The sequence below is a fragment of the Alteromonas lipotrueae genome, from assembly GCF_019249255.1.
GTDB lineage: Bacteria > Pseudomonadota > Gammaproteobacteria > Enterobacterales > Alteromonadaceae > Alteromonas > Alteromonas lipotrueae.
On sequence record NZ_JAESDJ010000019.1, the window covers coordinates 41,740 to 63,223 of the forward strand.

Below are 21,484 nucleotides of genomic sequence, written 5' to 3' on the forward strand. Positions count from 1 at the left end.
CTAGCGCTAGTGTTGCTAATGGGCTGAAGCAAAAAACAAAATTTAAAATTCAACGCTATACGGCGAAAACCTAAGTTAAATGTAACTTGGAAATAAGAAAAAATGGAGTTTCAGTGTGGATACGATGGTGGCTTTTCTCATTCCCTTTATTCCGCTAGTCTTAGCGATTATTTTGGTAGTGGTGGGGTTGGGCACACTTCATTACGTGCTACTTGCGCGACAATCTCACCTAACCAGTGAGCAAAAGTTGCCGCGCCAAGTTACTTTGTTAGTACTTACTATTGTAGGTTTGGTCGCCATCTCCATGGCACTTCCGGTGAACGAAAGTACACGCAATCAAGTGATCGCGCTAATTGGTGTTTTGTTATCTGGTGTCATTGCATTTTCATCTACTACCATGGTGGGTAATCTGATGGCTGGCTTGGTATTGCGGGTAAATAAACCGTTTAAAGTGGGAGACTTTATTCGCGTGGAAGACTACAGCGGGAGGGTGGCTGAAATGGGCTTGCTAGATACGGAAATTCAAACCGAAACCCGTGAGTTAATTGCTTTTTCTAATACCCTAATGGTGAACACTCCGGTGAGAGTGACTCGTGCCTCAGGGGCGATTATCTCGGTTGATTTAAGCCTAGGTTATGATATTCATCACTCAGAGGTTGAGAAGCACTTACTAACTGCAGCAGCCAATGCGGGGTTAGAAGAGCCTTTTGTCCAAGTGATTTCTCTAGGCGATTTTTCAGTAAGCTACCGAGTTGCTGGCCTGCTTAAAGAAGTGAAAAGCATGCTAAGTGCGCGTTCTCGATTGCACAAGTCGGTGCTTGATGCATTGCACAATACTGGGATTGAAATCGTATCGCCCACTTTTATGAATCAGCGGCCCCAACCTGAGGGGCTGCAAATGATTCCTCAGCAATCTGGCACATCGAAAGAGATAGCGGCGCCTCAAGATGAAGAAGAGGGTAATCCCGAAGCAATCATTTTTGATAAAGCGGAAGAGGCTGAGCAGCATGAGAAAAATCGAGAAGGTTTAGCCGAACAAATTGCGGCTATCAGTCTACAACTTGAAACCGCAGAGGGTGATGAAAAAGAACAATTAAAAACACACAAAGCGACGTTAGAAAAGCGGCTGGCTGACCTCGTCGAGCAGCACCGCGATGTGTGAATAAACCACCCCACTGTGCCGGCTTAACCCAATAGAGCATGTAACGCTATTAGATACCCCTCTATAACAATTTTCAGGCACCTGACTGGCAAGCGGTGCCAGTGCACTTTTATTCAGCCCTGGGGTAGTGAAGCCCTTAGTTCCCGCAAAGCCGCAACAAGTAATATCAGAAGGGATAATAACGTTTGAAGTGCAAAGGTTCGTCAACGCGTTGATAGCAACCCCTGAATCTAGCTTAGTACTTGAACATCCAATATGAAGCATTGTAGGGGCATCTGTTTTAACCACCTTTACCCGAGGTGAAATGTACTGAAGTAAATACTTGCTAACTTCCAATATCTCTATTTTGTTGAAGTCTGAGTTATTGGTGTTTTTTGAAGTTACGTTGTAAGCACAAGCGCTGTTGTCAATGATGACAGGCCAGCGTCCTTGCTCAGAAAGTGTATAAGCTTCTTGTGTCCATGCCGCGAGTTTATCTCTCGCAGTGCTTGTTTCACCTTCACTATCCCAAGGTTGGCCACAACAAAGGTCTTTTGCGCTAGAGAACACCACTTCCACGTTGGCCTTTTCACACAAAGAAACCACAGCCTGAATAACACTTTTTTCATTAGCGTTGCCACCGAAAACTTTGCTTGGGCAACTAACCATGTAAACTACTTTTGAAGTCGCCTGAGAAAGCGCTTTCCCAGCCACTTTCTCAGCTGTATTTTCAGAGCAGTTTTGCTGCCCTAAATGGGTAGGTAATTCTGCGATGTACTCAGCGTCTTTTTCAGTCGCTTTATGTGCTTCAGATGCTGTTTCATTAGCGAGAGTAGTAGCGTTAAAATCTGTCCCGTTTTTATACTGCGAAGTATTTTTATTATATTTCGAAGCTTGGGGAACAGCATTATGAAGCTGGGGTAAATGAAGTGCACCTGTAATAGAATTAAATGTCTTTTCGCCAATTACCCCTTTTACTTTATGGCCGATATTTAGTGAAAAACGTGCAATTGATAACGCCTTATCGGTATGTTTAGCGGCAAGGTCACTTACTAATTTGGTCGCAGGACCTCTAACACGCTGGCCACGTATTTGTTTTATCCACTGCCCAGTATCAATGCCTACCGGACAAGCGCTTGCGCATAAGCCGGTTGCTGCACAGCTATCTACCGCTAAATGTGAAAATGCGTCGCTAATTTCATTGATAACCCTAGGTTCTGTTAATGACGTTTGTCGCCGCTTCAATGCAATGCGTTGGCGTGGCGACAAGGTATAATTAAGCGAAGGGCACTGAGGTTCACAAAAGCCGCACTCAATACAGGCATCTACCGTGTCTTGTACTGCCGGCATCGGCTTTAAGTGAGTAATATGTGCTTTAGGATCGTCATTTAAAATAACCCCTGGGTTTAGAATACCTTTAGGATCGATAATATCTTTGAGAGCGCGCATTAACGCCACGCCTTCTTCACCCCACTGTGCAGTAAGAAACGGTGCCATATTACGCCCCGTGCCATGCTCGGCCTTTAAACTCCCCGCAAAGCGCTGTGTCACTAGCACGCTTATATCGGCCATAAAGGCCTGATAGCGGCTGACTTCTTTTGCGGAATTGAACCCTTGGCTAAAAACAAAGTGCACATTGCCATCGAGTGCATGACCAAAAATAATGCCGTCGTGGTAATCGTGCTTTTCGAATAAGGCGACTAGCGCATTTAACCCATCGGCTAAATTTTCAAGCGGGAAGGCCACATCTTCAATAATGACCGTGGTGCCAGTCGGCCTTACTGCGCCAACTGCGGGAAATAGCCCTTTTCGAATGTTCCACAATTTCTCGATGATGCTAGGCTCTGCGGTGAAATCTTGCAGAGGCTGGCCTTGCTTCTGCTCTTGCTTAGCTGGGTGCTCATGTTCTTTACTTAAACCCAGTGCTGGCTGGCTTAAAATGTCGCGTACCGTTTTAAGCGTACAATCAAGTTCAGCCTGTGAAGGGGCACCTACATCAATAAGTAGAGCAACAGCATCTGGGTTGCTAATATTGCGTTTGCTAACTACCACCTCGTCTAGCAACGGCGCAACTGCGCGCAATGCTCTGGCGTCCATCAACTCTACAGCATCTACATCACAGGCTTTTAGCGCAGGGATAACGGCACAAGCGGCTTCAAAATCTTCAAATAAGTATAACCCGGTTTCTCGCGCACTAGGCAAAGGCACGGTGTTGTAGGTAATGTTGGCAATGAAGCCCAATGTGCCTTCTGAACCAATCATTAGGTGTGTAAAAATATCTAGCGGGTTTTCATAATCAAGTAAGGCGTTGAGGCCATACCCCATAGTATTTTTAAGGCGATATTGGTAACGCACTTTTTCAGTCAGTGCTGTATTCGCCAAGAGCGTGCTGCGAAGCTCAGCAAGAGAGGCTAACAACACACTATGGCTTTGCTCAAACGCTGCAACGCTTTGTGCATCAGCGGTATTGACTTCACTGCCGTCGGGCAACAATACGTGAATGTGACGCAGAGTGTGATACGAGTTGTTTTTCACCCCACAGCACATGCCCGACGCATTATTCGCTGCAATCCCGCCCACTTTACAGGCGTTAATAGAAGCCGGATCTGGCCCAATTTTTCGGCCATAACCTGCCAATATTCGATTCGCTTTTGCGCCAATAATACCCGGCGCTAATGATATGGCCTCACCGTTATCTATTACCTCAAACTGTTGCCAATCTGGGGTTAGCATGACCAATACCGAGTCTGTAATTGCTTGACCAGATAAACTGGTGCCCGCCGCACGAAATGTCAGGGCGATATTTAAGCGATTAGCCATTGCTAATACGCGGCACATAACGTGAATACTAGGCACTTTTATTACTAACTTAGGAATTTTGGTGTAAAAGCTGGCGTCGGTAGCAAGGGCAATTAGCCTAGGTTTATCGTTAATAATATTATCGGGCGCTAACCATTCACTAATGCCCTTTAAAAAGGCATGAAAGTTAATATCATCAGCAGGTGTGCTTGCCACATTATTCACTACCATCTCTGTTTGAGCTTTTTCCGGCGTATTGCGGCTATTCATTGGGCGTCATCGCTTTGAAATTTACGGTTTACAACGCTGCCTTTTCCTTCGCTAGGTAATTCAGAAGCCGTAAACGGGTAAAGTAAATAGGGAGCGCGAAGCTGTTTAAATGTAGCCAAGCCTTCAGCCCAGCTTGCTTGTATTTGGTTGCTGGTTTTCCCCGCGATAATGGCCTGTCGGAGTGAATCCGTTCCGGCTAACTTATCGAAAAAATCTGGGCGAGTGAAAAAGGTAATGCCTTCTTCTTTAAACTGAGCATAAGCGCTAAGTAGGATCTCAACATCTATTCCTGAAAAGGGGGCATCTACGAATAACGAAGTCTTCAGGGCAGTGTTATTGTGTTTAGGGGATGGGGCTGCTTGGTTAGCAGCTACGTCTATACTTTCATCGCCAAGCGCTACCACAGGGTGGCCGATAAGTTGAAAAGGAAGCGGTGTACCTCTTCCTACACTTACGTCCGTGCCTTCAAAAAAGCAAAGGGTGGGGTATAAGGCAATGGCAGCATCAGTAGGTAGATTCGGGCTGGGGGCAACAGGCAGAGAGTAAGGCATTTGTTTATGATAATTTGCCACGGGAATAACTGTTAACAGCGCCTGCGGCTTAGATTGATACTGCTGCGCTGGCTGTTTCGCATCAATGGCATCGGTCGCAATCCACTGTTCACCCACTATCATTAATGCGAGCTCGCCTAACGTCATACCGTGCAATACAGGAATAGCATGCATGCCTACAAAGGATGCATAATCAGGCTGTAAAATAGGGCCATCAGTAAAGGCGCCATTAGGGTTGGGTCTATCTAATACTACGACAGGAATGTGCGCCTGAGCAGCGGCCTCTAGCACGTAATGTAAGGTGCTTAAATACGTATAAAAACGCACGCCTACATCTTGAATGTCGAACACCAAAATATCGGTATTGGCTAACATGTCATCCGTCGGCTTTTTCGTTTTACCGTAAAGGGAGTGAATAGGAAGACCGGTTTTAGCATCAACATCGTTATCTATTTTTTCACCCGCTCCCGCCTTACCACGAAAGCCATGTTCAGGTGACATAATACTCACCACATTGATATCACGACTTAGCAGCGCGTCAACTAAGTGGGTAGGCTCCGTCGAGTTTTTTACAGCCGAGCTTTTTATAGTTGAGCCTTCGACCCCCGTGCTTTCTATAATTGAGCTTTGGTTAACCACCAGGGTAACTCGTTTGCCTTCAAGTAAAGGCAAATATTCATCAAATTGCGCTGCGCCCACTTGTAACCTACGTTCGGCAACGTCAGCCTCCTCATGAACTTTGGCATAGCCTGGCGTACTAAAAGTAATAGCAGCGCTTAATAGCAAAACGAATGTAAGTAGCGACTTGATAGGCATTTATGAAGGTGGCCTTTTAAAGCGGTTGTTTTACAGCGTGACGCAAATAGCCATTGCTGGCCACCAATTGTTTAGCCGCGTCGTCGGCATTAGCCCCCGTTAGCACCATTAAGATAGCCAGCTTTGCATTGTTGTTCGATGCTTTTAGCGCGGTAGCGGCGTCGTGTTCATTACATTCAGTGGCTTGCATCACAATGCGTAGGGCGCGGGCTTTTAGCTTTTCGTTAGTTGCGTTGACATCCACCATTAAGTTTTCAAAGGTTTTGCCCAGCTTGATCATGGTGGCGGTACTTATCATGTTAAGTACCAGCTTTTGCGCAGTGCCAGATTTCATTCTTGTTGAACCGGTAAGTGCCTCGGGGCCCACCACTGGGCAAATGGCAATATCGGCATGTTCAAATATGGCCGAGTTTGGGCTACAGGCTATAGCCGCAGTAGCCGCGCCTATAGATTGCGCATACGCAAGGGCGCCTGAAACATAAGGCGTGCGCCCACTTGCCGACAACCCAACCAGTGTGTCGTGTTGACTAAGCGTAATATTAATAACATCTTGCTTGCCGGCTTCTCGATTATCTTCTGCCCCTTCAACTGCGTGTAAAACCGCTCGTTCGCCGCCAGCAATAATGCCGATTACAACCCCATCTGGCACACTGAAGGTGGGTCTACATTCAGCTGCATCTAAAATACCTAGCCTGCCACTGGTGCCCGCGCCTATATAAATGAGTCGCCCGCCTTTTGCGATGCTTTGTGCAGCGGCGTTTACCACTTTTGCGATGGCAGGAATTTCGGTTGCCACACTTGGGGCAACTTTGGCGTCTTCATGATTAATTCGCGCCAGCATTCCTTCTGTGGAAAGGGTATCAATATCTACAGTATTGGGGTTTCGCCCTTCAGACACTACCCGTTCTAAATCTTTAGCGAGGTGGTGAATACTACGTGATGAGTCGGTGGGCTGCATGGTGATACCTTACGAAAGACAAAGGGAGTTAATTTGCTATACATTCATGCTGGATGTCTTGGCTAGCATACTGAATTTGCATATATGTGTAAGAGCAAATTAACCATATTTACAACGCATTATAATGTGGCGAACCTGTAGCGTAAACCAGAGAGGCGCAAACCAACAAGGCGTGCTCCATAGGGCAAAAGATAACAGAAGCATAGTTCGTACGTGCGTTCATAAATTTGTGTACCGAGAATTCGATTTCATTCAACTCGTGATACACTCTTCCCCTATGCAAATACAAAGGATTATCTGTTTACTGTGAGCCGTCAAACCCAAGCCATTATTCACGCTGATGCTATTTTAAGTAACTTTAAACGATTAGCAGAATTAGCCCCTACAAGCCGTTCTATGGCGGTGGTAAAAGCAGATGCTTATGGGCATGGTGCAGTTAACGTTTCACGTATTCTACAACATGTATCCCCTCGGTTTGCAGTGGCAATTATTGAAGAAGCTATTGCACTTAGAGAGGCAGGGATAACAGCGCCTATCGTAGTGTTAGAAGGTGCACACCAAGCTAAAGAGTGCGCTATGGCTGCATCACATGGCTGTATTCTAGTAATGCACAATCAAGCGCAATTAGAATGGATGTTAGCCTGCCCTGAAGACCGGCGGCCTACTATTTGGCTAAAAGCCGACAGCGGTATGCATCGGTTGGGTTTCGCGCTGAACACGCTACCGAGTATTGTTAAGCAATATGCGTCGCTTATTACGCAAGATACCGTGCTAGTTACTCATTTAGCCTGTGCAGACGACACCAGTAACGACTTCACCCAACAACAGCTAAGTGCCTTCACTCAGGTTGTTAGCCAATTAGGCCTACCTGTTAGTATTGCTAATTCTCCGGCCACCATTGAATGGCCACAAAGCCGTGGCGATTGGAACCGCCTAGGCATTGCTGTTTACGGCGGCCAGCCAAATACGGCCAATGTGGCATTAGCCCCTACCATGACGTTACGTTCTAGTATTATTGCCCTTCGCGATGTGCCAAAAGGGGAGTCGGTTGGTTACGGTCAAAACTGGGTGGCGCAAAAAGATAGCCGCATTGCTACGGTCGGTATTGGCTATGCTGACGGTTACCCAAGACATTGCCCGAACGGCACGCCTGTTGTAGTAAACGGCGAGCGCGCTGGCCTAGCCGGGCGTGTGTCTATGGACATGATCACCATCGACGTTACCCATATTTCGAACGTTAACATTGGCGATAGGGTAGAACTTTGGGGTGAGAATGTACCTATTAACGAGGTGGCAGAAGCTGCCGGTAGCATAGATTACGAATTGTTAACCCGAGTATCAGCCCGTGTACCTCGCATAGTGAAATATCGCTAGTACTTACAGTAGTTTACATTCTTGTAAATGCGCTGATGAATGACCATTCACCGAAACAATGGGGTGTTTTTCACTCGCTTGTGCCTATACTAACGTCCCACTTTCAGTATTGAGATGAATATTTCATCTTCGACTGTTGTGGGTATATCACGTAAGTGAGGTTTGTATGCGTACTTCGTTTTCTCGCCCTAGGGTGAATCGAGGACTAGTAAGTCGACCGTTTAAGCCTGTGCAGAAAAAAGCAGTAGGGTAGCGACAAGGATACAAAGCGTTACGTTAGGAATAATATAAAAACCCGGCATTGATATGGCCGGGTTTTTTACGTTTAGCGCAGGCGAAAAATTAACAGACTAGTTGTTTTGAGCGTGTAGATTAGTGTTTACTGTTGCACACGACTGCACGCTAGGCCCCTTTTTTTCAGGCGACTTTTCACTCTCTTTATTCGCAGGTATATAACGTTCTGGGCGATGGTTTAACGAAATGACCATATTTAAGCAGAACGCGGCAAGAATCGAAATAAGCACTAAATGCCATGGAATAAAGAAAAGCCCGCAAAGCAGAATAACGCTATCTACCGTAAGTTGAAATGTACCTGCGCGCACATTAAATCGAGACTGCAGGTAAAACGCTAAAATACCCAAACCACCTAAACTAGAGCTATGTCTGAACATAATCAGCATGCCCACGCCTATAAGCAAGCCACCAAAAATGGCAGCAAAAATAGGATCAATGCTAGAAATGTCGACGAAGGCTGGGATCTGCTCAGTTAAGACCGATACCGTGGTCACAGAAATAAACGTATTCAATGTGAAGCGCTTGCTGATGCGAGTCCAAGCAAGGGTATAAAAGGGCAAGTTAATTAGGAAAAATAGAACACCAAAGTCCATATCAATTGCGTAAGTCCCCAGCAATGCGATACCCGCAGCGCCACCCACCATCAAATCTTGAGACTGGAATAGAAATACACCAAATGCCACGAATAACCCGGCACTAACTAATGCAAAGATATCTTCGATAACACTGTGATTGGAGTTTTGCATAAGTGGCGATTCTTAGTTGATAAGACACGCTGTAATTATACGTTTACGCTGATGGGGTATACAGGGCTGTGGTTAGATAACATGCTTAGCTTAAAATCTATTGGTACGCACAGCTTTACGACTTTTAACCGCAGAGTAAACGGTAAGTTGCTGACTTGTAAACATTGCACCGTTTCTGAGCGAAAAGCGGGCTATTCCACTACTGAAAACACCACAATGTCTTGCCTGTTGAACTCAACCCGGCAGTGCATGTAGCCGAAATTTAGCGGGCTATAGGCCACTATGCGGCTACCAACCGCTAAAAACTCGGTATCCCATACCAGTAAATTAGTGGTATTTAATTGTCGTTCAACACTATTTTTCGATACCCCCGGCGTAAAGTTATCACATAAATAAATAACTTCTTTTCTGGCTTCAAGCCCATAAAACGCCGTTGCAATGAGTATCGCAATGGCCAATACAGCCACAATGTCGGTAATGATTGAACGCTTCATGGGGGACAAAACAAATCTCCAGAGGGTGTAGTTACACCTAATTAAGGTCGGCAGGCGCGGGTTGAAGTAAATCCCACTTATTGCCAAAACAATCTTTAAAAATAGCTACTGTACCGTAAGCTTCTTCTCGCGGCGCTTCTAAAAACTCAACGCCTTTATCGCACATTGATTGATGATCGCGCCAAAAGTCATCGGTATATAAAATCATAAACACTTTACCCCCAGCTTGCTTTCCAATCATCGCTTTATCTTCGTACGAGTTAGCTTTAGCTAACAAGAGTGACGTTGCGCTGCCTTTCGGTGTTACTAATACAAAGCGCGATCCTTCCCCTTTATCTCTGTCTTCGGTAAGTGAAAAATTAAGGGTTTGGGTGAAATAGGCAATAGCGCTGTCGTAATTGTCTACAAGGAAGGTAATAGCTGAAATGTGATGCTGCATAGAATCTTGTTTTACGTAAATTTTGTGAAATTTTACCCACTATTTAACGCAAATGAAATGTGCTTCATCGACAAACTTACTTTACATATTTCGTGTACGACAATGATCTTTTTGTAAGGTTCACTCTATATAATTTGTACTGAAGGAATATATATCACAACGAGGGCTTCCAAAAATGGGGTGGTCCAGATTGTGAGCAAATTGACATTAGGACAAGGAATGAACAGACAACTTCCACTACTTTCCTTAGCCGCGCTACTAGGCAGCAATTCCTTAGCAGTGCAGGCAGATGAGCTCCCTTTTACGCTTAGTGGCCATGTGCGAGTTAATTATGGGCACCAAGATTGGCAACTACCTGAGATAAGAGATGGATTTGAATTTGAATCTATTAAGTTAGGTGTCGCTGGCGAGTCAGATCAGTTTAGCTATAAAGCAGAATACCGATGGTATGAAAATACCGATTTCGACACTATTCGCTTTGCCGAACTTACCTACCATTGGGACGAATCGACCGACATTACCGCGGGTATCACCCAAACTCCTTTCGGCTTGCAGCCCTTTGGTTCAAACAACTTCTGGTTTTCGGTAAATTACTACTTAGGCTTTGAAGATGACTACGAAGCCGGCATTAAGATAAATCATGATTACGGTAATTGGGACTTTCAAGCCGCTTACTTCATGAATGATGAATATAACGATGCCGCTGAATTTGGCCGCTACTCATTCGATGTGGCCGACGATGGTGAGTTTCGTAACCAAGAAGATGGCCAATACAACTTACGTGCAAACTATACCGCGAAGCTGCTGCCTAGGAGTACCACCGACATTGGTGTGTCTTACCAATATGGCGATATCTTAAACTTAGATACGCTAGAAGATGGCGACATGACAGCTTACGCCGTTCACGTTCGTCATCAGCAAGGTGATTTTAAAGTAGAGCTACAATACATTGATTACGAATACGATTTAGCTGCGCCTGAGGGACAAGCCACAGATAGAATTTCGCTTTCTGCATTTACCTTTCCATTCTTAGCGGCTGCCGATGGGTCAACGTATTCGGCGAATTTGGTGTATTCCGTACCTTATAAATTCACCCGTATTAACTCACTTACGTGTTATACCGAGTACAGTGTGGCGCAGGGTGACGAAGCGTCAGGCCGAGATTCATCGCAATGGATAAATGGCTGTAGTTTTGGCTGGGACAAATTGTTTGTTTATGTAGATAGTATTCAAGGGAAAAATATGTGGTTTTCTGGCGGTCCAGGCGTGGGCTTAGACCTAGGTGGTCGACAAGAAACAACACACAGATTGAATATTAATTTAGGTATCTATTTCTAAGGGAAGATTATGCGTTTATTAGCTATTTTCACACTACTTTTGGCGTTAGTCCCACTGCAAAGCTGGGGGCATGCCTGGCTAAAAATTAAAATTGCTACCACTGAATATGCACCTTACACCTCTTCAGAGATGGAGCACAACGGCTATATTAACCACATTATTTCACAGGCTTTTTTAGAAACCGGAGTGGTGGTTGAATTTGTCTCAATGCCTTGGGATGAAGCGGTAGAAGCCACATTGAATGGCGAATTTGATGCACTGTCGTACGGTAATTTTGTGCGCGCTAGAGGCGAGAAATTCTGGCACAGCGACCCTATCACTGCCGAAAGCTTAGTCTTTTATGTAAATGCTAAGTCTGATATAGCGTCATGGTCGAGTTTTGACGAACTTAAAGACAAAAAAATGGGGGTGACAGAAGGCTATTTGTACAATAACGAGCTAGCGACTTATATTAAAAATACCCCAACAGTAACGACTTACGCTACAGACAAAGAGAATTTAGAGGCATTAGTAAGCGGTGAAATAGATTTATTTCCAATAGATGATCTTACTGGTTGGTACTTGCTTCAACGAGACTTCACTAACGAGCAGCGCCAAGCGGTAATGACTATCGACCCGTTTATCTCTACCGTCACCACGCATTTACTGGTAGCAAAGGGGAGAAATGACGACAGGCTTCTTATTGAGCTTTTCAACAAAGGCTTAGAAGAACTAACATTAGAAGGGAAACTAACTCGCTTTAAACGGTTGTTAAAAGACGGTTTTTACCAAGATCCTAAAAAGCCGGTTAACTTCGACAGGCGCTAACGGTTAAACCGTTGCGCTAACCGATGAAGGTTATGCCGGAAATGAGGCATTAAAAAGGAGAGCGCGCTCTCCTTTTTTATTTCAGTTTTGCTGCGTTTATACAGTAAAGCGCCCTACATTCTGACCTAAGCTATTCGACACCTTATTAACGTTCTCGCTGGCTTCGCTTGACCTAGTAACAGTGTGTACTGCTTTTTGAGTTAGCGTATTCAGTGAAGAAATGTTTTCATTTACGCTATCAACTACCTGACTCTGCTGTTCAGTGGCAGAGGCTATTTGATAGATGCCGTCGTTAGCGCCACTCACTGCCTCTACTACTTTTTGCAATCGTTCAGAAAGTGCCGAAGATAAACCCACCACATCGGTAACCTGTGATGCACCACTGTTTATTGAGTTTACTGCCTCATCTACCCCTTTATTAAGATTAACGAGCATAGTGTTAATATCGCCTGTAGCTTGTTGCGTTCTGTTTGCTAAAGAACGTACTTCATCTGCGACAACAGCAAATCCTCTGCCTTGCTCGCCCGCTCTTGCCGCTTCAATAGCCGCGTTTAGCGCTAGCAAATTGGTTTGGTCAGCAATATCGCGAATTACCCCTAGCAAGGATGAAATTTTTGATGTTTCTTTGGCTAATTCCTCAATAACGTCTCTTGCTTGGCTGATGGTTCCTGACATCAGTGAAATACTCTCGGTCGATTGTGATACCGCCTCTTGGGACGCAAGTGCTTCATCGTTCGCTAGTTGAGTTTCGGCCAATGACCCTTGCGTACTATTTGCTACCTCACGTAGTGCATGACTTAATTCGGTAACCGCAGTCGCAATTTGATCTAAATTTTCGCTCTGCTGCCCCGAAATAGTGTTTGTAGCATCGGCTGCACTAATTAATGAATACTGTGCGTCAGCGAGCGATTCAGCATCGGCTTTCACCATAGTGATAAGTCGTTGTAGGTTGTTCATGAAATTATTGAATTCTACAGCCACTGCGGTAATTTCATCGTTCCCATCCGTGTTTAAGCGTTGAGTTAAATCACCTTCACCTTCGCTTATAGAAACCAGCATGTTTTTCAGAATATGAATGCGACGGGTGACAAGTCGGGGGCCAACAATAATACTACCAATACAAGCCAGCACAGCTAGTACAATGGCAATGATGAGAAACCACGTTTGCACTGCATTTGAATCTAGGCTTTGTTGAGTAACTTCATCAGATTGCGTTTTAACAGCCTCACCGATACGATCGTAATTCCCTCGCAAGGTTTCGAACAACTCCATCCCCTCGGTGCGATATAGCTGTGCTGCCGCAGAGATATTCCCATTCTCAATTTGCTCAATGACGGTTTGGTTTAAAGCTATCCAGTTTTGATAATCTTGGGTGAAATCTCGCGTAACACTGAGCATTTCCGGGTAATCTTTAATCAGGCTTTTAACCTCCATCATCCGAGCTTTAGCTTGATCAGCATTTTCTTCGTAATCTGCAAGGTGATCACTGCCAGCTGTTGAGTTCATTGAGCGGTTGAGCATGAGTTCTAACAGCGCCGAATGGGCTTGATATAAATCTCGGTCGGCATTTAGGGCAATGCTGATGGATTGGGTATACACCGTAGATAGTGTCTCTGTATTGTGTGCCAGATATCGACTGTTATTGATACTTATTGTACTCACAATCAGAACTAAAATTGCAACAAAACTCAATGGAACGGCAAATTTTTGCCTGACAGATAAATTATCAAAGTTCAGCATGGCCTTTACTTCCTAGCTAGTAATAACGCACTAATCTACAAATCACGTAGGCAAAGGTTAGTCCAAGAATTCTAAGTTTGCACTTAGACTTTCCAATACATTTTTAGTTAGATATACAGCAAGACAATGTAGACAAAAGAGGTAATGTGATTTTAATTTAACCGTCTATACTTCACGCCTTAAGAGCAGTCGAAGTTGTAAAACGATTGAGGTATAGAAATGAAATTAGGTTATTTAAAAATCGAAATAGTGTTTTTGTGGGGAGAGCTCTTATGAAGTTTATAGTCATATTAGGTGTGTTTCTAACGTTATCGGTTCCGTCGTTTGCTAGCGAACTCAGTTTCGACGTTAGCGGTTCATGGCGTCTTCGTTACGAACATTTAAATAACCCCATATTTCCTTCCTCAAGCGAAGACAGGGACCAAGTAAATCGTCGTGTATCGTCGCGTGTGCTACTTAAAACTGAAGCCAATTGGGATGTATTCAATGTCACCCTTGAGTTGGCCGATTCCCGTGTATGGTTAGACGACAACGATCCTACGTTGAAATCATCTCAGGTAAATACGTTAGAACCCCTACAGTTTTTCGCTCGGTATACGCCCCAAGATAGCCAATATTTAAAAGGGATTACGGCGGGACGAGTTACCTTCGATCACGGTAGTCGCAGGCTGATAGGTCAAGGCGTGTACCGCAATACAAAAAATGCATTCGATGGGGTGCTGGTAGATTACCAAATTAATGATTGGGACATCCGTGGTTTTTATTTGCTGCCGGTCAGCCGATTACCCAGCGACAGTGGGGCGGTTGCCGATGCAGAACGTGCTTTTGATAAAAGCTACAGTGAACGTGAGTTCTTTGGTTTGTATATAACCTCACCAGATAAAAACGTGAAGGTTCACAGTTACTGGTTAAAAGAGGAAGACTCTGAAAAACTTGCCACGAAAAATCGTGACTTATACACACTTTCCGTTGATTACACCAAGCCGTTTGCAGAGACTTGGAAAGCTAATATTGAAGTGATTGGGCAAACCGGCACGTCACATCAAACCTCCAGTGCAAGTGACACCACGGAGCTAGACGTGGAGAGCTGGTTACTTCACGCAAACGTAGGCAAGAAAATCACCGAACATACGTTCTTACGCGGCGAAATAGACGCGATTAGCGGTGATAATGATAGCTCAGATAATACCATTTCTAACTTTGATAGCCTTTATGGGGTAAGGCGTTTCGATTTTGGTCCAACGGATGTTTATCAGGCTATGCCTCGAAGAAACTTATACACAGTTGGCGCGAGAAGTGTGACTAAACCTTCTAAAGAACATAATATTATGGTTAGCTACAAGGCCATGTGGTACCAAAAAGCCCCTGATTCTGTTGATAACTTTATCGGGCAACAGTTGGAAGCAAGGTGGCGCTGGCAGATATTACCCTCGCTGAGGGTTGCCATTGGTGCGGCTTATCTGCTGAAAGGTGATGGGTTTGAGCGTGGGGATTACCCTGATGATAGCCAGTTTGTATTTACCGGCGCGTTATACAAGTTCTAAATAAGTGCTAATTCTTACTCGTTTTAATCTAATACTGCTGGAAGCTCGCAATTTTGTGGCGGGAATATGTATACTCCGTAACCGCTTCTAGCAGTTTGCGATTAAAGGAAAAGGATTGAGCCTCAGTATTTCACTTACACAATATCACCGCTTCATGCGCATGGTGCAGTTACTTGGTCCAGGCGTTCTAATGGCCACTGCCGCCGTTGGCGGAAGCCACCTTGTTGCTTCAACGCAAGCAGGTGCGAAATTCGGTTGGCAGTTAGTTGTGCTTATTCTTGCGGTTAACGTGCTCAAGTACCCTTTTTTCCGAGCCGGTGTCAGCTATACCATCAGTACGAAGCAAACCTTGCAATACGGCTACCACCAAATGGGCAAAGGCTATTTGATTGTGGCGCTGTGCTTAAATGCGTTGGCGTCAGTAGTGAACGCAGCCGCACTCCTGCTCTTTGCTGCAAGCCTGCTTTCTTACTTTCTGCCCTTCAACATCTCTATTGCTATCACCTCTGCGGCTATTCTCGGCGCCATCTTATTTATCTTACTGGCAGGGCATTTTGAAGCCCTCGAAGGCGTAGCAAAAGCCATTATGGGGGTATTGGTTTTAGCAACTATCGCAGCTTTTTGTGCAGCGGTAATAAATATAGAGCCAAGGCCAGCCAGCTTTGAGTCACCATCACCGTGGACGCTTGCTACCGTAGGATTTTTAGTGGTCACTATGGGGTGGATGCCTGCACCAATAGAAATATCTAGCATTACATCGTTATGGTTAAAGCGCCAATGTAAAACCCACGCTGTTACTCCAAAAAATGCGTTGTTCGACTTTAACTTAGGCTATGCCGTTACCACCATTTTAGCCCTGCTTTTTTTAGGCTTAGGCGCCTTAGTATTACATGGAAGTGGCGAAACACTCGCAACGGGTGGCATAGGCTTTTCGCAGCAATTGGTCAGCTTATATGCCAACACGATTGGTGATTGGGCGCACTGGCTTATAGCCATTGTTGCCTTTCTTTGCATATTTGGTTCGGCGTTAACAGTTTACGATGGCTACGCCCGCGTGATTGCCGAAGCCATTTCATTGGTATCGCCACATAAAATGGCGCGTGATGCGGTATTCGTTCCCGTATTACTGGCTATGGCTGCCATCAGTTTTAGTATCGTACTGTTTTTCAAATCTGCGCTGCTGGCCATGTTAGGCTTTGCTATGACTCTCGCCTTTGTTACCACGCCAATGTTTGCATGGCTGAATCATCGTTTGGTAAAAAGCGCTTCGCTACATAAAGATGCAAAAGCCAGCTGGTGGGTAACACTACTTAGCTACGTAGGCTTAGTATATTTATTTGGCTTTTTACTACTGTTTGTTTGGTGGAAATGGGGCTAAATAATTTAATCTGTGGCGCTTAAGAAAAGCGCCATCGTGGGAATGAGGCAAGTTGTCTTAACAAGCAATAACTAAAAGCGTTTAATCTACTTTAAATGTTAGCCTAATTTTTTTTGCCAAAATAGCGCGTGGCCTTCACCTTCCGCCAGTTCATAGCTGGTAAAACCAAACTTTTCATAGGCCGATTTTGCCACCGTGTTATTACTTAATACTTCTAAGGTAATCTTGCAGCAGCCTTTCTCTAGCGCTATTTCCTCTACTTTATCTAACATTTTTTGGCTAAGTCCTAAACCACGGAACTCTGGCAATACAGCGATATCGTGAGTATTAATAAGGGGTTTGCAGGCAAAAGTAGAAAATGCTTCAAAGCAATTGATTAGCCCAGCGGGTTTGCCATCAACATAAGCAAGAATACTAAAGGCATGGGGTAGTGTAGAGAGCTTATCGACTAAGTTGTCGTAGGTATGTTTAGAAAGTGCCTCAGCGCCGCCCATAGGATCTTTCGCATATTCGTTTAGCAAATAAGGAATAGCTTGCTTATGAGCGTCGTCAAAATAATCTGCTTTTATGATTTCTATATTCATACATACCTTCACTTCTTTATATGACCCCAGCTTGATATACGTTCCACTTATAATGAGAGACAATGCTGGTGGATTTTACACTACCACTGTTTTCTTTGTATCGGGCTTACTTTGTATCGGGTTTATCTTCTGCTTTTTTTACACGGATATTCGCATCGCCTAAAGCATGATTGTTCAACGACTTAACGGCCGCTTTAGCTTCGCCTGGCTTGGGCATTTCTACAAATCCAAAGCCTTTAGAGGCACCGCTCTTTTCATCAACCACAATTGTACAAGACTGCACAGAACCGAAGGTTTCAAATAAACTAGCAAGCTCTTCTTGTGTAGTTTGTCTGTCTAAATTACGTATTAATATTTTCATTTTGTTTCCTGTGCGCTCGACAAGGTAAGAAGAAGCTTGTTATACAGCAAAGCTAAAGCGATGTAGATAGGTTTCGCCATACTTTGAGGCAGTAAATCAAATTAAAAGCAGGTCAACGTAACGGTTGGGTAATTAGCCCCGATTGCCTTTTTTAATTTAAGGGGCGTTGCGCGCTTTACCTTAGGGCGAATTGCGTTCTGACGGTGCGGTATTAAAGTTTTTAATCACCTCATGAGGGTTAACGTCTTCACCATGGCGCTTGGCTGCTTTTGCCCACCACATCAATTGATTCAAAGTACGAGAAAAGTAGTCAAACCACGATGACTGGTCTTCCCCTGAACACATCTCACCATTCTCTTCGAATACTTGTTGCGCCTTAGGAATATGAATCATAGCCGACACTGGCAAGCAGCCTAACTCAGACAAAAAAGTACGCATGCCTACCGCTGCCCGCATACCACCCCATTGCCCAGCTGAATAAGTGACAATAGCACTAGGCTTGTAAGCAAATAACGAGCTACCGAAGTGATTAAGCAAATTAGCAAGGGCTGGGCTCATAGAGTGATTGTACTCGGGGCTAACCATGACATAACCATCGCAATTGGCAATTTTCTCTGCCAATGTATTTAATTCTGCAGGCGCCTTACCTTTGGCATAGGCAAAATGGGGCTTAAAGATAGCGTCTAAGGGATAATCTAATGGGTCTATCAATTCTACGTCATGCTCGTCATAGCGAAGCTGCAAACAGGCCATTACCGCTTTTGCCACGCGCTCCCCAAGACGAGCGGGCCTAGGTGGCGAGCTATCCCGAACAGTGCCTAAAAAAATAAGAAACTTCATTGGTATGCTCCTTTTCCAAAACTATTCGATGTAGTTTACTAACACCGCTGGTGGAAACAATACTGATGTACTGAAGCGAAAATCGCAAATCATCGCAGCGAATATCCATTTTTGATTATCTTCTAAATCTTAATTCTGTTTCCAGAATAGCCGCATTTATTAACTAAATCAGGTGTAATAGATTATAGGCATAGGTTTGGGGCCCGGTTTGAAATACAACGCCTGTCCCCCATTTTGCCATTGGAGATAATTTATTATGACATTTACTCAATTACAGCAAGCACGTGCTTTAGATTTACCAAGCCGCGAGGCTATGCTTCATCGTGCGCCATCCGTGCAACAGTTTTGGAGTACAAATAACGAGTTGCTTAGCAACGCGTGGAGCGAGTGGGAAGCCAATGAAAAAGACAACCTATTCACCCTTGATGATTCTTTACTAGATGCCAAATTACGCAGCGCAGTCACGCAAGCGTGGAAAAATCCTGAAAAAGAAACAGAGGTGAAAGCGCTATTAGAAGAGGTGTCACCTGATGTGTATCAATTTCAATTCTTTGACCCTGAAAGGCTGGTTGAGTTACGCGCCTATTTAGAAAAAGTATGGGATGCAGAAATAGCGCTAAGACCGCCCTACGGCATTGTGTTAAACCGTCGTGGTGCCATGCTAGATAAGCGTTCGGAAGGCTATTTGGCTGCGCCAAGTTTCCAAGCGTTTTATCGCATGATGCTAGACACTTACATGCGCCCAATTGCTCGTTTACTGTTTCCGGAAATTATGGGGTACGACACACAAACCTTTGGCTTTTCTATTCATTACCAGCCAAATACCGATACGTCGATAAGACCGCATACCGACGCGTCAGCAGTAACGTTAAATATTAATCTAAACGTTCCGGGTGAAACATTTACGGGTTCGACAGTGGATTTTTATGATGTAAAAGCAGGGAAAGTAAACCCATTAACGTTTACGCCTGGTAGCGCTATGCTCCACCGTGGAAACGTACCGCATGCGGCACAACCTATCACCAGTGGCGAAAGAAGTAACTTTGTACTTTGGTTGTATGGGGATCGCGGGCAAATGCCACCACAAGGTGTGAAAAGCGTTGATATTGATGCCCGAGAGCGATGGATAGTACCATCACAGGCACAAGATAATTTTGCGCCTTTTTAGGTGCGATGTTCGACAATGCAAAACAGCGATAACGGGGGAGGGAGCCGCCGTTACTTTTGCTTCGAATTTAGCTTTTTTGCCGCCATCAGTCCGACGATAAAAATGATAAAAATAACGAAACCAACTGACAGTAAAATATTGAGTAAAAAATCCATTCTAGTACCTTAATTTTTTCAGTTATTTGTGAGCACACAGGGGCCCACAGCGACAATACTTCTATTTATACCATCACTACGCCTGATTAGCCCATGTTGTTACCATATTCGCCTCCCAGCCGCATAGCGAATTTCTGTAGCAAGTCTGATAATTTCCGTAGTGTCTGACAGGGGAGGAGTATCGTTCTGGGGGGGAGGGAAGTACAACCTACTAAAACAAGTATTAACCTAATAACACTAGTTTTATTTTACGTTCCCTATAAAAAATGCGTGAAATTCCGATTACGCATCGGTGGGTGGTGACTGTGGTATACATTAGGCTTTTTTACTACTGCTTTTCTTTGTTATCAGGTAAGTCTCTACATAGTTGGCAATCAATATGTTTCTTAAAATTGTAAGCCCTTCGAACGGCAAAAATACCCACAGAAATAAAAGACCACATCATTCCGAACTCAATTGAGTACCAAAGGGTTTTGCCTTTTAAGTACTGAACACCGGCCAATAATAAAAACACCACTGGAAGGGCAATACAGTACTGAAGCATCCATTTTTTTACTGGCACAAGATCCCTTTATCAACAAGAAGGTTTAAAAAGTAAGTAATGAATCTAGTTCAATTTCGCGAAAAGATGCTTGTCGTAAAAGCGCCCATTTTTATAAATGGCTTTTCTCAGTATAGCTTCTTCGCTAAAGCCTGATTTCAAAAGCAACTGCATAGAGGCGTGGTTACCCGCAAACACAGCGCCAAACAGTCTCACGATATTGGTATGGGTAAACACAAAGTCTGATATTTGCCGAATAGCCTCGGCTGTTATGCCCTTACGCCAATAGCGCTTATCAAGCCAATAGCCAACCTCACCAGAACGCTCGTATTCAAACTGCCCTCGATTAACGCCAATGCAACCAACTAAAACATCGTCGTAAGAAATGGCTTTAATGATGCCAGATTGACTGCCCTCATTAACCCACCAAGCCGCATCCTCCTTTGTATAAGGATTAGGGATTTTAGTAGAAAGAAACTTGGTGACCGCCTCATCATTTAAGATGTGCACTAACCTATCAATATCGTTTTGATTGAAGTCTCTCAGGGTAACCATTCTAATCCTTTCTATATTTCAATAACTCACCTAAGCAAAATTATCACTCTTTTTTAGCCCGATAGACGCCGAAGTGTAAGGCGTATTGACGTGTGCTCAAATGGTTTGCTCATGTGGTCATGTAAAGCGTTGAGCGCGATGCTATACGGCTACTCACTAGCTGCATGTTTGGGAGGCATGAGATTCATAACACCAAGATAAATCCAACTACCTATCCATGTGAACAGGCCAAGAAAAAAAGTGACCAGACCCGCAATCCACATTGAGCGCTTTTGTTTTCGAGCTAGAAAAACAGACAGGATGGTTGGAGCGATGGCGAAAACTATTAAAACGATATAAATGAAACTTACATTAATATTCATGAAGCATCCTTGTGTGAATATGCAAAATAGTTATCTCAGTATAGAAATAACGTAAAAACTACGTACAACAATAAGAGAAATACAGGAAATAGTACAATACCTTTTAGAATTGAAGATTTCTTTTGTTGTTTCCAAAAATACTGCTGCTTCCCCTTTTCAAATTCGGTTAACCAATGATGGCAGTGTGGGCATTGGTTGTTGAGATGCATTATCAACGCGCATTTAGGAC

At 44.2% G+C, this 21,484-nt stretch carries 20 protein-coding genes; 7 read left to right on the top strand and 13 right to left on the bottom strand.

Annotated elements, in window-relative coordinates:
* Positions 1–124: 124 nt before the first annotated feature.
* Positions 125–1,162 carry a mechanosensitive ion channel family protein gene (locus tag KYS23_RS18500; protein WP_218398199.1) on the top strand — a complete coding sequence of 346 codons (1,038 nt, stop codon included), beginning with the start codon at positions 125–127 and terminating at the stop codon, positions 1,160–1,162.
* Here KYS23_RS18500 and KYS23_RS18505 read toward each other — a convergent pair.
* The 3 genes from KYS23_RS18505 to murQ are packed head-to-tail and all read right to left on the bottom strand — an operon-like array spanning position 1,115 to position 6,535.
* Entirely contained in the window at positions 1,115–4,210 is a 3,096-nt protein-coding gene (locus KYS23_RS18505) for an FAD-binding and (Fe-S)-binding domain-containing protein (protein ID WP_218419736.1), read from the bottom strand. The two genes, KYS23_RS18500 and KYS23_RS18505, sit on opposite strands and share 48 nt — an antisense overlap.
* Positions 4,207–5,577: an exo-beta-N-acetylmuramidase NamZ family protein gene (locus KYS23_RS18510; RefSeq protein ID WP_218419737.1), complete on the bottom strand. Its 1,371-nt coding sequence runs from the start codon at positions 5,575–5,577 to the stop codon at positions 4,207–4,209. Before KYS23_RS18510 ends, KYS23_RS18505 begins: the two co-directional genes overlap by 4 nt.
* A 16-nt stretch (positions 5,578–5,593) precedes the next feature.
* Positions 5,594–6,535 (bottom strand): N-acetylmuramic acid 6-phosphate etherase, encoded by a 942-nt coding sequence (murQ, locus tag KYS23_RS18515; RefSeq protein WP_013785583.1) that lies wholly within the window; start codon positions 6,533–6,535, stop codon positions 5,594–5,596.
* 306 nt (positions 6,536–6,841) lie between these two features.
* Between murQ and alr the strand changes: the two genes are divergently transcribed.
* Complete coding sequence (alr, locus tag KYS23_RS18520) at positions 6,842–7,909, top strand: alanine racemase (RefSeq protein ID WP_218419739.1); 1,068 nt, start codon at positions 6,842–6,844, stop codon at positions 7,907–7,909.
* A gap of 350 nt (positions 7,910–8,259) precedes the next feature.
* Here alr and KYS23_RS18525 read toward each other — a convergent pair whose 3' ends face one another.
* The 3 genes from KYS23_RS18525 to KYS23_RS18535 form a co-directional block, all read right to left on the bottom strand.
* Positions 8,260–8,949, bottom strand: a complete 690-nt coding sequence (locus tag KYS23_RS18525) for a YitT family protein (RefSeq protein ID WP_126872893.1) — start codon at positions 8,947–8,949, stop codon at positions 8,260–8,262.
* A gap of 191 nt (positions 8,950–9,140) precedes the next feature.
* Positions 9,141–9,443, bottom strand: coding sequence for a hypothetical protein (locus tag KYS23_RS18530; RefSeq protein WP_246604494.1), 303 nt, complete (start codon positions 9,441–9,443; stop codon positions 9,141–9,143).
* A gap of 37 nt (positions 9,444–9,480) precedes the next feature.
* Positions 9,481–9,882, bottom strand: a complete 402-nt coding sequence (locus KYS23_RS18535; protein ID WP_159528445.1) for a VOC family protein — start codon at positions 9,880–9,882, stop codon at positions 9,481–9,483.
* Between the two features lie 219 nt (positions 9,883–10,101).
* Here KYS23_RS18535 and KYS23_RS18540 point away from each other — a divergent pair, with 219 nt between their 5' ends.
* Positions 10,102–11,220: a TonB-dependent receptor gene (locus KYS23_RS18540; protein ID WP_159528447.1), complete on the top strand. Its 1,119-nt coding sequence runs from the start codon at positions 10,102–10,104 to the stop codon at positions 11,218–11,220.
* 9 nt (positions 11,221–11,229) lie between these two features.
* Positions 11,230–12,027 (top strand): substrate-binding periplasmic protein, encoded by a 798-nt coding sequence (locus KYS23_RS18545; protein WP_218419743.1) that lies wholly within the window; start codon positions 11,230–11,232, stop codon positions 12,025–12,027.
* A gap of 96 nt (positions 12,028–12,123) precedes the next feature.
* On the opposite strand, the gene KYS23_RS18550 is transcribed toward KYS23_RS18545, so the two are convergent.
* A complete protein-coding gene (locus KYS23_RS18550) occupies positions 12,124–13,767 on the bottom strand; it encodes a methyl-accepting chemotaxis protein (protein WP_159528451.1) in 1,644 nt (547 codons plus the stop codon).
* A 272-nt stretch (positions 13,768–14,039) separates the two neighbouring features.
* Between KYS23_RS18550 and KYS23_RS18555 the strand changes: the two genes are divergently transcribed.
* Both KYS23_RS18555 and KYS23_RS18560 read left to right on the top strand, forming a co-directional pair.
* Positions 14,040–15,311: an alginate export family protein gene (locus KYS23_RS18555; protein WP_159528453.1), complete on the top strand. Its 1,272-nt coding sequence runs from the start codon at positions 14,040–14,042 to the stop codon at positions 15,309–15,311.
* 115 nt (positions 15,312–15,426) lie between these two features.
* On the top strand, positions 15,427–16,689 hold the full coding sequence (locus tag KYS23_RS18560; RefSeq protein WP_420838765.1) for an NRAMP family divalent metal transporter: 1,263 nt from the start codon (positions 15,427–15,429) through the stop codon (positions 16,687–16,689).
* Between the two features lie 98 nt (positions 16,690–16,787).
* On the opposite strand, the gene KYS23_RS18565 is transcribed toward KYS23_RS18560, so the two are convergent.
* From KYS23_RS18565 to KYS23_RS18575, 3 genes are all read right to left on the bottom strand, one after another.
* A complete protein-coding gene (locus KYS23_RS18565) occupies positions 16,788–17,273 on the bottom strand; it encodes a GNAT family N-acetyltransferase (RefSeq protein WP_129736178.1) in 486 nt (161 codons plus the stop codon).
* Positions 17,274–17,379: 106 nt separating this feature from the next.
* Complete coding sequence (locus KYS23_RS18570) at positions 17,380–17,634, bottom strand: RNA recognition motif domain-containing protein (RefSeq protein ID WP_218398156.1); 255 nt, start codon at positions 17,632–17,634, stop codon at positions 17,380–17,382.
* 180 nt (positions 17,635–17,814) lie between these two features.
* Complete coding sequence (locus KYS23_RS18575; RefSeq protein WP_218419745.1) at positions 17,815–18,474, bottom strand: NADPH-dependent FMN reductase; 660 nt, start codon at positions 18,472–18,474, stop codon at positions 17,815–17,817.
* Positions 18,475–18,730: 256 nt separating this feature from the next.
* Here KYS23_RS18575 and KYS23_RS18580 point away from each other — a divergent pair, with 256 nt between their 5' ends.
* Positions 18,731–19,642 (top strand): 2OG-Fe(II) oxygenase family protein, encoded by a 912-nt coding sequence (locus KYS23_RS18580; protein ID WP_218419746.1) that lies wholly within the window; start codon positions 18,731–18,733, stop codon positions 19,640–19,642.
* A gap of 483 nt (positions 19,643–20,125) precedes the next feature.
* On the opposite strand, the gene KYS23_RS18585 is transcribed toward KYS23_RS18580, so the two are convergent.
* The 3 genes from KYS23_RS18585 to KYS23_RS18595 all read right to left on the bottom strand — a co-directional run bounded on the left by KYS23_RS18585 (position 20,126) and on the right by KYS23_RS18595 (position 21,255).
* Positions 20,126–20,359, bottom strand: a complete 234-nt coding sequence (locus KYS23_RS18585) for a hypothetical protein (RefSeq protein ID WP_159528461.1) — start codon at positions 20,357–20,359, stop codon at positions 20,126–20,128.
* Between the two features lie 45 nt (positions 20,360–20,404).
* On the bottom strand, positions 20,405–20,893 hold the full coding sequence (locus tag KYS23_RS18590) for a GNAT family N-acetyltransferase (RefSeq protein WP_218398149.1): 489 nt from the start codon (positions 20,891–20,893) through the stop codon (positions 20,405–20,407).
* A 149-nt stretch (positions 20,894–21,042) separates the two neighbouring features.
* Positions 21,043–21,255: a hypothetical protein gene (locus KYS23_RS18595; protein WP_159528467.1), complete on the bottom strand. Its 213-nt coding sequence runs from the start codon at positions 21,253–21,255 to the stop codon at positions 21,043–21,045.
* Between the last annotated feature and the right edge of the window lie 229 nt (positions 21,256–21,484).